Genomic DNA, 12,956 nt, shown 5'->3' on the forward strand with positions numbered 1-12,956 from the left:
CGGTTCGGAGGAGTTTTCCATGCCGCACGATCATCATGCTCATGACGCCCATGCCGGCCATGACCATCACGGCCATTCCCACGGCCCCGGGCACAGCCATGCGCCAGCGGATTTCGGGGCGGCATTCGCGATCGGGGCGATCCTGAATTCCGCGTTCGTCGTCGGCGAGGTGATCGCCGGCATCGCGGCGCATTCGATGGCGCTGGTCGCCGATGCCGGCCACAATCTCGGCGACGTGCTGGGCCTGCTCGTGGCCTGGGTGGCGGCGGTTCTGGCGAAACGGTCCCCTTCCCGGCGCTATACCTATGGCCTCGGGCGCGGCACCATTCTCGCCGCGCTGATGAATGCGACGATCCTGCTCATCTCCATCGGCGCCATCGCCGTCGAGGCCATCCGGCGGCTGTTCGAACCCGCTCCGGTCGGCACGGTGACGATCATGATCGTCGCGGCGATCGGCATCGTCGTCAACGGCGTCACCGCCTGGCTGTTCGCCGCGGGGCGCGGGTCCGACATCAATATCCGCGCCGCGTTCCAGCACATGGCCTATGACGCGCTCGTCTCGCTCGGCGTCGTCGTGGCCGGCGCCGTGATCCTGCTGACCGGATGGGAGCGCATCGATCCGCTGGCGAGCCTCGCCATCGCCGGCGTCATCCTGGCCGGCACCTGGGGGCTGCTCAGGGATTCGGTCGCCCTTGCCATGGACCGCGTGCCGGACGGCATCGATATCGCCGCGCTGCGCGATTTCGTCCTGGACTGGCCGGAAGTATCGGCGGTGCATGATCTGCATGTGTGGCCGACAAGCACCACGGACAGCGCCATGACCCTGCATGTCGTGACGCCCGGCGGCCACCCCGGGGATGATTTCACCGGCCGCCTCGCGGAGGCGATACGGCTGAATTTCGGGATCGGCCACCTCACCCTGCAGATCGAGACCGATGCCGCGCTGTGCGCGACGGACTGTTCGCGGCATCATCTCCCCGCGGCGCGGTCCTGAAGTTCCGGCCTGGCCCCTGCGTCAGACCGCGATCCCGCGATAGCGGAACTCGGTCATCATGCCGGTCGCCATGTGGTAGAGGTTATGGCAGTGGAAGGCCCAGCGGCCGGGATTGTCCGCATCGAAGGCGATCCGCACGCGGCCGTGCCGGGGGGTGACCAGAACCGTATCCCGGACCGCGCCGTTCACCGTCTTGCCGTTGATGCCGATGACCTGGAAGGCATGCCCGTGAAGATGCATAGGATGCGCCATGGAAGAGCGATTGACCAGCTCGATTTCCACGCGCTGCCCGGCTTCGAGCATGAGCGGCGTGACATGCGGCCAGTAGTCGCCGTTCAGCGCCCAGCGATAGGGTTTCATCGATCCGGACAGGTCGATGCGGTGCACGAGGTCGGGCTTGCGCGGCCTCAGCGGCTGGGCCGCGGCGAGACGCATTTCCAGCGCATTGTCGAGCGGCGGCGTCCTGTCGTGCCCCGTTTCGGCGATCGTGGGGATGCGCGCACCCGGCGTTGCCAGGACGATGCCCGTGCGGCGACGCGAGGCTTCGAGACGCGCGAGGATGGGAAAGGCGCCGGAGGGCGGCAGGTCGACGAGGATGTCCATCCGCTGGGCGATGGCGAGCGGAAAGCGGGCGCCGGCGACCGGGTGAACCGGATGACCGTCGACGGCGACGATCCTGCCTTTGAGGGTCCCGAGATCGATCCAGAACTGGCTGGAGGACGAGCCGTTGATGATGCGCAGGTGCACGCGCCCGCTGCGCCCGACGCGCACCACCTCGGGATCGGCGAGCGTGCGGTCGTTGGCGAGGAAGGCGTCGTAGTCGATATCGTTCACATCCATGGTCATGCCGCCCATGGAGTGCCCCTGCCCCATGTCGCCCGAGGACATCGACGCCATGCCGCCGGAGGCCATGCCATGCATGTTCATGGCCGGCGCCGCGACATTCTCGGCATGGCGGACCATATCGTGGACGGCGGAAGGCTTCGCCCCCGTCAGGCCGGCCAGAAGGTCGTCCGGCGTCCTGAAGCTGAAATCGTGCAGCATCAGCACGATGTCCTGCCGGTCCTCGCGCATCTCGGCGGCGGTGCGGACGATCAGCGGCGCCGTCATCAGGCTCTGCTCCTGCAGGCCGTCATGCGAATGCATCCAGTAGGTGCCGGGGATCGGCGCGTAGTCGTAGCTTCGGGTCGCGCCTGGCGCCAGCGGCGGCGTCTGCGGCCAGGGGAAGCCATCCTGGGTCCAGGGCGGCAGCTGGCCGTGCCAGTGGATGATCGTGTGCTCGTCGAGCGTGTTGGTCAGATCGACGCGGAAGCGCTCTCCCGGTGCGAGGAACAGCCCGGCTTGCCCGCTATCAGCGGTGAGACGGAAGACCCGGGCCGCGCGGCCGTTCACCTCGAGGGTGCGGGTGCCAGCCAGCAGGCGATGCCCGCCCGCGGCCGCGGCAGGGGCCTGACCGGCCTGCGCGGAAACCCATGGAACGGCACCGGCGGAACCGGCGGCGGCAAGAAGAAGGCGACGTGTCAGGCGGGAGGACATTGGCGATATTCCTGGCTGGGATCGGCGTTCGGTGGCGGGAGCGATATGGGGCCTTCCATCGTGGGAAGGTCAACGCGAAATTTGCTCGGGCAGATGGTGCGTGTGAAGGGCGCCGGATTTCGGATTTCCCATATTTAACGTATCTGTTTCGTAACAGTTGTTGCGATATGTTGCGGCCAGCGGACCGGGGCACGACATGCGGGAGGCCGGCCGGGCGGTGTCGCGGTTCCGGATTGACCGGATCGGCCGGAGCGTGCGTGGCGACACCATCGACGCCATGTGGGCAACAGAAAATTCATCGTCACGAGCCGCGTCGGGCGTGAATATTAAAAATGCATATAACAACATGTATTTATTTACACTTGAAACATTATTTCTCACTTTTAAATCCAAATCGTCATAAATACATTGGAGCAGATGTGCGTTTATATTGGAATAGAATCATTCTTTCATTTCGGCTTCTCACCGCAACTGGAATGTTGCGGGCTTTTCGCCTGGCGCCTCGCCTTGTTCTGACGTGGCGTGGTGAGGCCTGGGCGGCGCAGGTCCCGGTTGAGCCAGGATCAGGATTGCCCCTCGCCCGCCACTCGTCGCGGGATGCTGGACGCGAAGCGCTCGCCACCGTTCGGGGCCAGTGCGCGAGGGGGGCCTGATGACCCGGCCGGCGCTGTTTTCCGGCCAGACGGATGTATCCGTCCCGATGCCGGGTCTGGCTGAAATTCCCGACGGATATGCCGACATCCGAACACGGCCGGCAAAGTCGGATCGGATGGAAGGACTGACGGGATTGCGCGCCCTTGCGGCGCTATGGGTTGTTGGATTTCATTACAGTTTCGGCGCGTTCGCATACCTCTATCCGGCGGGTTCGCTGCGGGTGATCCGACTCGGCTATCTCGGCGTCGATCTGTTTTTCACACTGAGCGGGTTCGTGATCTGGCATGTCCATGCGGCCGATTTCCATCAGCCGACGGTGCCGGCATTCCGGCGATTCATCGGGCTTCGCCTCGCCCGCCTCTATCCGGTCTATCTTTTCACGATGCTGCTGTTTGTCGTGATTGTCGTCCTGGGGCCTGCGCTGGGCGATCCCTCATTCAATCCGAGGAATTATGAACCAGGCCAGTTTCTGGTCGATCTGTTCATGTTGCAAAGTTGGGGACTAACCGACCATCTCAATTGGAATTATCCGGCATGGTCGGTTAGTGCGGAGATGTTCTGCTATATCCTTTTCCCGTTCCTCGCATTTGGCCTCCGGAAGTTGAACAATGGTCTGGTGATGTCGGCAGCGGTCGCGCTGCCGTTGGCATTGGCGGCATGTTATTCGACGATATTTGGCCACACGATGAATGTGACCCTTGGAGGGCCGGTACTGCTGCGGGCGGCGGCCGAGTTCACGGAAGGGTGCCTGCTGCGCCGCATCGTCGACGTGGTGCCGGTGCGCCGTATCCGCTGGACCGTGCCAATACTCTTGATGATCGTCGCCACGGAAGCGATGTTCGTGCTCCAGAGCCGCCTTGCCGACTTCATGCCGGTGCTGGTCTTTCCCTTTGTCATCCTTGCCGCGAGTTCGAGGGCAAATGCCATTGGACGCCTCGCTTCCTCGAAGCCGTTCGTCCTTGTTGGGGCCGCGAGCTACTCGCTTTATCTGATGCAGGCGCCCGTGGAAAAAGGCGCGCGCTTTCTCCTGGCCTATGTCGCGCACGGGACAGCGCTCGAATGTGCGGCGGCGGTGTGCGGTTATATTGCAATCCTGGGCATTTCAACCGCGCTCGTTCACCGCTACGTCGAAAACCCCTCCCGCAGAAGCCTGCGGCAACTGGTCGCAGCATAGGGGGACGGCCGGCGGATCGATCACGCCGGCGCCGGCAACGGGGACGATGCGCCCCCATGCAACCATCGCGATGAGAATGGACCCGCGTCATGGCAGGGGCCAGAGCGTGTTGCCGGCAGCGCCTTCGCTTGATGCACGGCACGGCGGCACGTTTCGCACCGCAAAAGTGAGCCGGCTTCGCGTTGCTCATATTCAATTCGCATGCATAGAGTTTATTCGTTATTTGGCTATTGTTTGATCATATAGCTCTATAAACGCATATTTTTTGATATTTTTGTCTTGTTGCGCCGCATTCAGCGGCCTAATTTTCATCCATCCGGGCCGGTGCTGACAGCCCTGTCACCAGATCAACCGCTTCGAATGGAGACCGATCATGACTCGAATGAAAGCGCTGTTTTCGGCCCTGGGGGTATTGGCGGGAGCCGGGCTGGCGGGATTGACGACGGCGCATGCCGCGGCCCCGGGCCTGCCCGCGAGTATCGAGAAATCGGGCACCCTGCGCATCTGCAGCGCCGTCAATCTGCCGCCCATGGAATTCATGAATGCAGAGACCAGGCCGGTTGGCCTGGACATCGATCTTGGCGATGCCATCGCGAGCCATCTCGGCGTGAAGCCCGAATGGATCAACATGCCTTTTGCGGGGCTGATCCCTGCCCTGCTCGCCTCGCACTGCGATATCATCATGTCGCAGCTGTTCATCAAGCCGGGACGGCTCAAGGTGATCGACGAAATTCCCTACATGATTTCGCACGAGGCCGTTCTCGTGAAGCGAGGCAAGGGAGCCGTTCCCTCGCTTGAAAGTCTGTCGGGCAAGAAGGTTGCGACGGTCACAGGCACCACGGCCACGGTGCTGCTGAAGGCAGCGAACAAGGAACTTGCAGGCGCGCGGAAGAAGCCGATCGATATCGTGATGTTTCCGGAAAACACGCAGGCCTTGCAGCAGCTTCAATTCGGCCAGGTTGCCGCCTACGGTGTCGCCTACGAAACCGCGCGGTATTACATCCACAAGGCGCCGGGACAATTCGCGCTGGGCGGCCCGCCCTATTACAAGATCGCCACCGGCATCGGCATCCGCAAGAACGAAGCGGCGCTGCACAAGGCGGTCAGTTCGGCACTCGCCGACATGATGAAGAACGGCAGTTATGCCGCCATCTTCCGGAAGTGGAATCTCGGCATCGACATGCTGAAGCCCGGTTGAGCGCGGAGCATCGAGGTGCATTTCGACTGGCCTTATTTCTGGCATCAGCTGCTGGAGCCGAACGGCGCCTTCCTTGAGGGGCTCTGGCTGACGATCATGATCAGCGTCGGGGGGCAGGCGATCGGGCTCGCGATCGGTCTGCCCGCAGCGCTCGCAAGACGGTCGAAGATGGGCGTCCTGCGTTGGCCGGCGCGGGCCTATATCTTCCTGATGCGCGGCACGCCTCTGCTGGTGCAGATCGTCTTCATCTATACCGGACTCGCGGCCGCCGGCATTCTCCGGTTCCATGACATCCATCTCGGCGGACTCACCCTCGCGGGCAATGTGCAGGCCGGCATCCTCGCGCTGGGCCTGAACGAAGGGGCGTACATGGCCGAAATATTCAGGGCCGGCATCGATGCCGTCGATCGCGGCCAGACCGAGGCGGCGAAATCGCTCGGCATGGTTCCCTGGCAGATCCTTCGATATGTCGTGCTGCCCCAGGCGCTGCGTGTGGTTTTGTTGCCGATCGGCAATCAATTCAACATCATGCTGAAGAACTCGACGCTGGTGAGCGTGATCGGCGTTTCGGAAATGCTGCTGGTCACCGAGACGATCAATTCGGCCACGTTCCGCACCTTCGAACTCTACTCGGTGCTTGCCCTCTATTTTCTCGCGTTGACCACGATATGGGGTGCCGTGATGGCGCAGGTCGAGCGCCGGATGGACAGGCAGCCCGACGACAGCGCCATCGACGCCATCAGCCAGCCGATGACGGAAACCGCCTGATGCAGCCGCTCCTGATCGAAGCCGAGGACGTGGAAAAGCGTTTCGGCAACACGAAAGTTCTCGACCGTGTCAGTTTCGGCGTCCGCCGCGGCGAGACCGTGGTCCTGATCGGTTCCTCGGGTTCGGGCAAGACCACGCTGCTGCGGTGCATCAACCATCTCGAGAAAATCGAGGGCGGGCGCATCGTGGTCAATGGCGGCCTGATCGGCTACCGCGAGCAGAACGGAAAACTGGCGGAGGATCTCGAGGTCAACATCGCCCGGCAGCGACGGGATGTCGGCATGGTGTTCCAGCGCTTCAACCTGTTCGCAAATCTCGATGTCATCGACAACATCATCCTTGCGCCCATGAAAGTTCGCGGCAGGCCGCGAGCGGAAGCGGTATCGCGAGCGGAAGCGCTGCTGGCACGCGTCGGCCTCTCGCACAAGGCCAGGGCGATGCCGTCCTCCCTCTCGGGCGGACAACAGCAGCGGGTCGCGATCGCCCGTGCGCTCGCGATGCAGCCGGCGGTGATGCTCTTCGATGAGCCGACCTCGGCGCTCGACCCCGAGATGGTGGGCGAAGTGCTCGCGGTGATGCGCGATCTGGCGCAGGACGGCATGACGATGATGATCGTGACGCATGAAATGGGCTTTGCGCGAAATGTCGCGGATCGGATCATCGTGATGGATCGCGGGCGCATCGTCGAGGATGGGCCGCCTGCGGTCCTGTTCGAGCAGCCGGTTCACCCGAAGACGCGGGCGCTGCTGGGTTGCCGGCATTAGATCTTCAATCCCGCCCTGCCTCGCGATGGGAGTGCGGCGGCGGCAACTATGACCGCCGCTTGAGGAACAGCAATGCCAGCGCCAGCAGGATGGCGCCGAAGACGAGCTGGCGCGCGCCTTCGGAAATGTTCAGCGTCACCAGGATCGCCTGCAGCAGGACGACGGTCAGCGCGCCGGCGATGCTGCCGGCATAGCCCCCCTCGCCGCCTGACAGCCGGGTGCCGCCGATGACGACGGCGGCGATCGGCGGGAGCAGATAGTCGTTGCCCATGCCGAGATAGGCCTGCGACGAATATCCGCTCAGCAGCAGCCCGACGAAGGCGGCGCATGTCGCGCTGATGACGAAGATCAGTGCCGTCACCCGTCCGATCGGCACGCCGGAGAGCAGGGCCGCCGCCGGGCTGTTGCCGATCGCATAGATCGAGCGGCCGAACGGCATCGCCCGCAGGGCCAGGATGGAAGTCGCGCCGCAGACGATCCAGACGAGGAACGCCGCCGGCATGAACCCCACATTGCCGAGCGCGAGCGTGCGGGCGGCGCCGGGGATATGGGTCGTCGGCGCGACGGCGTTCGTGTAGACGAGGGCAATGCCCTGGAGCAGCAGGTTGACGCTGAGCGTCCAGATCAGCGAATGCACCCGCAGCACGAACACGCCGAGCGTGTTCAGCAGCCCCACCGCGACGCCGACCGCGATGACGATGGCGAAGGCGATCCACTGATGGCCGTACACCGCCGCGAGATTGGTGCTCAGGATGGCCGAGAGGGTGATGGTCCACGGCACCGAAAGGTCGATCTGGCCGATCAGGATGGCGAAGGTCTCGCCGATCGCGATCAGGCCGATGAACGTCGCCTGCACGAGTTGCAGCCGCATGGTGCCCCAGCCGAGGAATTCGGGATTCACCGCGACGGCGCAGCCATAAACGAGAAGGAGGATCAGGTAGGACAGCAGCATGCGCCGCGCCGCCGGCCCGAGGCGGGCGGCGAACGGCGCCGGGCCTGTCCCGATGCGCGCCGTCTTGCCGGGCGCCGTCACTGGCGCAGCACCGTGAGCCAGTTGCCGCCGCGCAGCAGGCGCAGCCCGCCGAGGCCGAGAACCACCATGAGGATCAATCCTTCGATGCAATCCTGCCAGAAGGCGGAGACGTTGAAGACGCCGAGGGCGTTGAGGATGATAGAGAGCAGGAAACTGCCGAGGATCGGCCCGATGGCCGTGCCGCGCCCGCCGGTCAGCGCGACGCCGCCGAGCACCGCGGCGGCGAGCGAGTTGAGCGTGTAGATGCTGCCGATCGTGGGATCGCCGGATGTGGTCTCGGCGGCGAGGAACAGGGCGGCGATCGCGGCGAACAGTCCGGCCAGCACGTAGCTGGTCATTTCGACGCGGCGCACCGGCAGGCCGGAGACGCGCGCGCTTTCGGCGTCATCGCCGACCGCGACGATGAACCGGCCGAGGCGGGAGCGGAAGACGGGAATCCAGGCCAGCAGCACGGCGGCGGCCAGCAACACCAGCGAGAACGGCAAAATGCCCCAGTTTCCGGTCAGCGCGTTGGCGAAGCCGGCGGGGATGGTGCCGCCGGGGCGCGGCAGGATGATCAGCGCCGCGCCGCCATAGATGAACGAGGTGCAGAAGGTGGCGATCAGCGGTTCCACGCGCCCGTAGGCGATGATCAGGCCGTTCACCGCGCCGAGCCCGAGGCCGATCAGCAGCGACAGCACGACGATGCCGCCGATGCCGAGCGGGCTGCCCTGCATCGTCGTCGCCGCGAAGCAGTTGACCAGGGTGATCTCGGCGCCGATCGACAGATCGAGGCCCGCGCCGAGCAGCACGATGGTCTGGCCGATCGCGGCAAGGGCAAGCGGCACCGAGACGTTGGCGAGGCTGGCGAGGCCAAAGGGCGAGAGGATCAGCGGCTGGCGGAGCGCATAGAGGCCGATCACCACGGCAAGGCCGATGGCGCAGGACACCGGCCCCAGATGCTTCTCGATCCGTCCGCGCCGGCGGGGGGCGGCGGGGCGCGCGGTTTCAGGCGGCTTCATGCGCGGCCTCGTGGAAGGACAGGTCGAGGATGTTCTGTTCCGTGATGGAGGCTCCTTCGAGCGACCCGGCGACGCGGCCCTCGCGGAAGACCAGAACGCGGTTGCACAGCAGCGAAAACTCCGAAATGTCGGTGGAATAGAACAGCACGGCGGTGCCCTGGGCGGCGAGTTCGCGGATTACGCCGAAGAGTTCGCCGCGCGCCCCGGCATCGACACCGCGCGTCGGGTCGCAGAAGACATAGACGGGTTCGCGTCGGGCCAGCCATTTGGCGACCACAACCTTCTGCTGGTTCCCGCCGCTCAGGCTGCCGAGCGGCACCGCGCGGCTGGCGCATTTGATGCCGAGACGACGGATATGGTCGTCGACCAGGTCCGCCTCGGCGCGGCGGCTGATCAGGAGGCGCCGCCGCAGGGAACCCAGCACGGTGATGGCGATGTTTTCCGCGATGCTGAGGCCGAGGAAGCCGCCGAGCGTCTTGCGGTCGTCGGGGATCAGGGCGATGCCCGCCGCGATGGCGTCGCGGGGCCGGCGCGGCAGCAGTCGCCGGCCGCCGATCTCGATAACGCCCTCCAGCCCGCGGCGGAACAGGCCGAACAGGGCGAACAGGAATTCCTTCTGCCCCTGCCCTTCGAGGCCGGCGAGGCCGAGCACCTCGCCGCGGCGGAGGTCGAAGCCGATATCGGCGAAATGCGGCGCCAGGGTGAGGCCGCTGACATGAAGGATCGTGTCGTCCGCCCGACCGGCAAAGGCTTCCGCTGGCCGGGCAGTCTGGCGCTCCTGCCAGGCCTCGCCCAGCATCAGGGCCAGCGCCCTGTCGCGGCTGAAATCGCCGGGCGGAAACTCGCCGACCTTCTCGCCGCTGCGCAGGATGGACACGCGATCGGCCAGGCGTTCGATTTCGCCGAGCCGGTGCGAGATCAGCACGATCGCCGTGCCACGGTCCCGCAGCCGTTCGATGACCGTTATCAGGTGTTCGACCTCGGCGATGGAGAGGGCGGAGGTCGGCTCGTCGAGGATCAGGACGCGCGGATCGGTCGACAGCGCCTTCGCGATTTCGACGAGTTGCGCCTGGGCGAGCGGAAGATCGCCGACGGTCGCGTCGGGGTCGATATCCGTCGCGCCCAGCATTGCCAGCAGGACGCGCGCCCGCTCGCGCATTGCCGCGGCATCGATCCAGTGCCCGCCGCGCAGCGGTTCCTGGCCGATGAGGATGTTCTCGGCAACGCTCAGGCTCGGGAAGAGCGAGAGTTCCTGGTGCACGGTGGCGATGCCGGCGGCGAGGGCGACGTGCGGGCTGGCGAAGCGCATGGCGGCGCCGCCGACCTCGATGGTGCCGTCATCCGGCTGCTCGATGCCGGCGAGCAGCTTGACCAGCGTGCTCTTGCCGGCGCCGTTGGCGCCGAGCAGGGCGTGAACCTCGCCCGGGTAGAGCGCGAGATCGGCCCGCCGCAGCGCGACGACGCCGCCGAAGCGCTTGGACAGGCCGGTTGCCGCCAGCGTCGGCGCGGCAGCAGCACCCGCGCCGCCCGCGCGCCTGGCTCCGTCAGCCGCAATCGGCACCGGCCTCGCCCTCGTTCCGCCTTGCTCAGCTGCCGTGGACCACGGCGCCGACCGGGATCTTCACGCCGCATTGCGGGATGTCGATATCGGTGACGAAGCTGTTCGGCAGTTTCGGGAAGTAGTTGACGCCGGCCTTCATCTGCTTCGTCGTCACCGGGTTGAGCGGGATGTTCGCGGTGCGCGGCAGGCTCTGCCCGTCGAGGGCGGCGATCGCCGCGCGGATGGCCGCGGCCGCCAGCGCCGGCGACTGGCCGATGACCAGCGCCGGGACGTGATGCTCGACCGCGAGCTTCATGAAGCCGTTATCCGACTCGCTGGTCATCGGCACCAGCTTCGCCTTCACCTGCAGGAAGGCCTGCAGCGCGCCGGTGGCCCCTTCGGTGCCCCAGACGCCGGCGACATCGTGGCTGGTCGAGAGCGCATCGGCGGTGACCTTCTGGTTCACCCCGACATCCCAGTTGCCATAGACCTGCTTGACCGTGAGCCCCGCAGATTTCTTGAACACGGCCATGGCGCCGTCGCCCTGGTCGTTATCGACCGTCGTGCCGGCGAGGCCGCGGACCATCAGGATCTTGCCCTTGCCGCCGGTTTCCTTCGTGAGGAACTGCGCCCACATGCGGCCCATCGCCGCCTGGTCCTCGTTGATGTTGATCGCCTTGTCGGTCGTCACCGTATTGTCGAAGGCGACGACGACGATGCCGTGATTGACCGCCTCGTTGATGACGCTGTTGAGGCCGGAGGGCGAGGCGGCGTCGATGACGATGGCGTTGTAGCCGCCCAGGATCATCTGGCGGATCTGCGCGACCTGCTGGGCGACGTTGTTGCCGGCATTCTGGATCTCGAACTTCGAGATGTATTTCGCGACCGCCGGCTGCTTCACGTAGGCGCGGGCGATGTTCAGCATCTCGGTGCGCCAGTTGTTGCCGTAATACGAGTTGCTGAAGGCGATCTTGTAGGGGCCGTGCTTCGCCTTCAGCTTGACCATCGGCGTCGATGCCGTCTGCGGGACGAAGCAGGCGGCGAGGCTCTTCGGCGCCACAAGGTTATCGGCGGCGGCGGTGCCCGTCGCGGCCAGTATAGCCGCCGCGACCACTGCGGAAACGATGGTATTGCGCATCAATATTATCCTCCCTTTGTGACCGCCCGGGCAGAGCCCGCGTCCGGCCGTTTGTCATCGATCGGCACGCCCTGACCGGCGCGCCGTGGCGGGTCGTTGCGTTACGGTGAGGGCGCGGTCCGGTCCGATCCTTGCGCGAGTTGCACCGCGTAGTCGATGGCTTCCAGCAGGCTCTGCTCGCTGGCGATGCCCTTGCCGGCAATGTCGAACGCCGTGCCGTGGTCGACCGACGTGCGGATGATCGGCAGGCCGAGCGTGACGTTGACGCCGCTGAGCGCCTGCCATTCGCCGGTCGTGGGATCGACCGAAAAGCCCAGCAGCTTCACCGGAATATGGCCCTGATCGTGATACATCGCGACGACCGCGTCGAACTGGCCGGCCCGCAGTTTCACGAAGATCGTGTCGCCCGGAACCGGACCGGTCACGTCGTGGCCGGCGCGACGCAGATCCTCGACGGTGGGGGCGGTGATGTCGATATCCTCGCGGCCGAACAGGCCGTTCTCGCCGGCATGCGGATTGAGCGCGGCGATGCCGATCCGCGGGCGGGCGATGCCCAGCCGGTTCAGCGCGTCCGCTGTCAGTTCCACCACCTGACGCAGCCGCTCGGGCGTGAGGCGCTTCGGCACGTCGCGCAGCGCGACATGGGTGCAGACATGGCTCACGCGCATGTTGCCATGGGCCAGCATCATCACCGAATTCCGCGCGGCGGTGAGATCGGCAAGCAGCTCGGTATGGCCGCTGTAATGATGGCCGGCGAGATTGAGCGCCTCCTTGTTGATCGGCGCCGTGCAGATCGCATCGACCAGGCCGCCCATCGCCATGCGCACGCCGGCGGCGATCGCCTGATAGGCGCTTTCGCCCGCGACGGCCGAAACCTTGCCCGGCTCGATGGCAGAGGCGTCGGGCCCGACCTCGACCAGCGCACAAGGCGGCAGCGCCTCGCGCGGGGTATCGGCGGAAACGGCAGCGAAAGGCTGGGCAATGCCCAACCCGGCGCAAGCGGCGGCGAGGCGGTGGCCGGACCCCGTCACCACCAGCGCGAGCTCGCCGGCCTCGATCCGGTCCTTCAGGCGCAGGGCAGCCTTCGCGATGATTTCCGGGCCGACACCGGCCGGATCCCCCATCGTGACGGCAATACGCGGAATGGCCACCAATG

Annotated in this window: 11 protein-coding genes; 5 read left to right on the forward strand and 6 right to left on the reverse strand. The window is 65.6% G+C overall.

The annotated features are described in order from the left end of the window. Positions 1 to 19 precede the first annotated feature (19 nt). Positions 20 to 994 (forward strand): cation diffusion facilitator family transporter, encoded by a 975-nt coding sequence (locus ACRY_RS08095; protein ID WP_011942014.1) that lies wholly within the window; start codon positions 20 to 22, stop codon positions 992 to 994. A 21-nt stretch (positions 995 to 1,015) separates the two neighbouring features. Here ACRY_RS08095 and ACRY_RS08100 read toward each other — a convergent pair whose 3' ends face one another. After that, complete coding sequence (locus ACRY_RS08100; protein WP_011942015.1) at positions 1,016 to 2,530, reverse strand: multicopper oxidase family protein; 1,515 nt, start codon at positions 2,528 to 2,530, stop codon at positions 1,016 to 1,018. A 652-nt stretch (positions 2,531 to 3,182) separates the two neighbouring features. Here ACRY_RS08100 and ACRY_RS08105 point away from each other — a divergent pair. From ACRY_RS08105 to ACRY_RS08120, 4 genes are all read left to right on the forward strand, one after another. Further along, positions 3,183 to 4,358 (forward strand): acyltransferase family protein, encoded by a 1,176-nt coding sequence (locus ACRY_RS08105; protein ID WP_011942017.1) that lies wholly within the window; start codon positions 3,183 to 3,185, stop codon positions 4,356 to 4,358. A 373-nt stretch (positions 4,359 to 4,731) separates the two neighbouring features. Continuing rightward, entirely contained in the window at positions 4,732 to 5,556 is an 825-nt protein-coding gene (locus ACRY_RS08110; RefSeq protein WP_011942018.1) for an ABC transporter substrate-binding protein, read from the forward strand. A gap of 15 nt (positions 5,557 to 5,571) precedes the next feature. Continuing rightward, positions 5,572 to 6,324 carry an amino acid ABC transporter permease gene (locus ACRY_RS08115; protein WP_007423511.1) on the forward strand — a complete coding sequence of 251 codons (753 nt, stop codon included), beginning with the start codon at positions 5,572 to 5,574 and terminating at the stop codon, positions 6,322 to 6,324. Continuing rightward, positions 6,324 to 7,088 (forward strand): amino acid ABC transporter ATP-binding protein, encoded by a 765-nt coding sequence (locus ACRY_RS08120; RefSeq protein ID WP_011942019.1) that lies wholly within the window; start codon positions 6,324 to 6,326, stop codon positions 7,086 to 7,088. The genes ACRY_RS08115 and ACRY_RS08120 overlap by 1 nt, the downstream gene beginning before the upstream one ends. 46 nt (positions 7,089 to 7,134) lie before the next feature. Here ACRY_RS08120 and ACRY_RS08125 read toward each other — a convergent pair whose 3' ends face one another. From ACRY_RS08125 to pdxA, 5 genes are all read right to left on the reverse strand, one after another. Further along, entirely contained in the window at positions 7,135 to 8,121 is a 987-nt protein-coding gene (locus ACRY_RS08125; RefSeq protein ID WP_011942020.1) for an ABC transporter permease, read from the reverse strand. After that, positions 8,118 to 9,122, reverse strand: coding sequence for an ABC transporter permease (locus tag ACRY_RS08130; protein ID WP_011942021.1), 1,005 nt, complete (start codon positions 9,120 to 9,122; stop codon positions 8,118 to 8,120). Before ACRY_RS08130 ends, ACRY_RS08125 begins: the two co-directional genes overlap by 4 nt. Beyond that, positions 9,109 to 10,683 (reverse strand): sugar ABC transporter ATP-binding protein, encoded by a 1,575-nt coding sequence (locus ACRY_RS08135; protein WP_011942022.1) that lies wholly within the window; start codon positions 10,681 to 10,683, stop codon positions 9,109 to 9,111. The genes ACRY_RS08130 and ACRY_RS08135 overlap by 14 nt, the downstream gene beginning before the upstream one ends. Positions 10,684 to 10,708: 25 nt before the next feature. Beyond that, a complete protein-coding gene (locus ACRY_RS08140; protein ID WP_011942023.1) occupies positions 10,709 to 11,800 on the reverse strand; it encodes a substrate-binding domain-containing protein in 1,092 nt (363 codons plus the stop codon). Between the two features lie 101 nt (positions 11,801 to 11,901). Then, positions 11,902 to 12,951 carry a 4-hydroxythreonine-4-phosphate dehydrogenase PdxA gene (gene pdxA / locus ACRY_RS08145; protein WP_007423505.1) on the reverse strand — a complete coding sequence of 350 codons (1,050 nt, stop codon included), beginning with the start codon at positions 12,949 to 12,951 and terminating at the stop codon, positions 11,902 to 11,904. Positions 12,952 to 12,956 lie beyond the last annotated feature (5 nt).

The sequence above is a fragment of the Acidiphilium cryptum JF-5 genome (genome assembly GCF_000016725.1).
GTDB classification, from domain to species: Bacteria; Pseudomonadota; Alphaproteobacteria; order Acetobacterales; family Acetobacteraceae; genus Acidiphilium; species Acidiphilium multivorum.